Origin of the sequence: Kordia periserrulae, from assembly GCF_003054265.1 — a bacterium.
Classification (GTDB): Bacteria; Bacteroidota; Bacteroidia; order Flavobacteriales; family Flavobacteriaceae; genus Kordia; species Kordia periserrulae.
In genome coordinates this window covers 1-1,673 of the sequence record NZ_QBKT01000026.1, presented here as the reverse complement: position 1 = coordinate 1,673, position 1,673 = coordinate 1, and the positions used below count along the sequence as shown (strand labels likewise).

1 protein-coding gene is annotated in these 1,673 nt (G+C 48.8%); it reads left to right on the top strand.

Going from position 1 to position 1,673, the window contains the following annotated elements; genetic code table 11:
• Window positions 1-1,673: beta strand repeat-containing protein (locus C8N46_RS20025; protein WP_211314520.1), on the top strand; the 1,673-nt coding region annotated here is incomplete at both ends.

The window sequence follows — 1,673 nt, the reverse complement described above, 5'->3', positions numbered from 1 at the left end:
GATGATTTGGTAGGCGAACCAACCGAGGACTTTACCGTGAGTGGAACTGTGGTAAGTGGCAATACGTCCAATGCAAGTGATAGTGGCATAGTGACTATCACCGATAATGATACCCCAGCCTTTAGCATAGGCGATGTCACCGTTGCAGAAGACGCCGGTACGGCATCAGTACCAGTAAGTATCGACAATCCAAGCAGTGTAGATACGGTAGTGAGCATCACTACGGTGGACAACTCAGCGACCGATCCAGCGGATTATACCACTACGACAGTAACCGCGACGATTCCAGCAGGAGCAACGAGCGTAAACGTATCTATTCCAATCACCGATGATTTGGTAGGCGAGCCAACCGAGGACTTTACCGTGAGTGGAACTGTGGTAAGTGGCAATACTTCCAATGCAAGTGATAGTGGCATAGTGACTATCACCGATAATGATACCCCAGGCTTTAGCATAGGCGATGTCACCGTTGCAGAAGACGCTGGCACGGCATCAGTACCAGTAAGTATCGACAATCCAAGCAGTGTGGATACAGTAGTGAGCATCACTACGGTGGATAACTCAGCGACCGATCCAAATGATTATACCACCACGACAGTAACGGCAACGATTCCAGCGGGAGCAACGAGCGTAAACGTATCGATTCCAATCACCGATGATTTGGTAGGCGAGCCAACCGAGGACTTTACCGTGAGTGGAACTGTGGTAAGTGGCAACACAAGCAATGCAAGTGATAGTGGCATAGTGACTATTACCGATAATGATACCCCAGGCTTTAGCATAGGCGATGTCACCGTTGCAGAAGACGCTGGCACGGCATCAGTACCAGTAAGTATCGACAATCCAAGCAGTGTAGATACAGTAGTGAGCATCACTACGGTGGATAACTCAGCGACCGATCCAAATGATTATACCACCACGACAGTAACGGCAACGATTCCAGCGGGTCAGACTACAGTTAATGTATCTGTTCCAATCACCGATGATTTGGTAGGCGAACCAACCGAGGACTTTACCGTGAGTGGAACTGTGGTAAGTGGCAACACAAGCAATGCAAGTGATAGTGGCATAGTGACTATTACCGATAATGATACCCCAGGCTTTAGCATAGGCGATGTCACCGTTGCAGAAGACGCTGGCACGGCATCAGTACCAGTAAGTATCGACAATCCAAGCAGTGTAGATACGGTAGTGAGCATCACTACAGTGGATAACTCAGCGACCGATCCAAACGATTACACCACTACAACAGTAACGGCAACGATTCCAGCGGGTCAGACTACAGTAAACGTATCTGTTCCAATCACCGATGATTTGGTAGGCGAACCAACCGAGGACTTTACCGTGAGTGGAACTGTTACAAGTGGCAACACAAGTAATGCAAGTGATAGTGGCATAGTGACCATCACCGATAATGATACCCCAGCCTTTAGCATAGGCGATGTCACCGTTGCAGAAGACGCAGGCACGGCATCAGTACCAGTAAGTATTGACAATCCAAGCAGTGTGGATACGGTAGTGAGCATCACTACGGTGGATAACTCAGCGACCGATCCAACGGATTATACCACCACGACAGTAACCGCGACGATTCCAGCGGGTCAGACTACAGTTAATGTATCTGTTCCAATCACCGATGATTTGGTAGGCGAACCAACCGAGGACTTTACCGT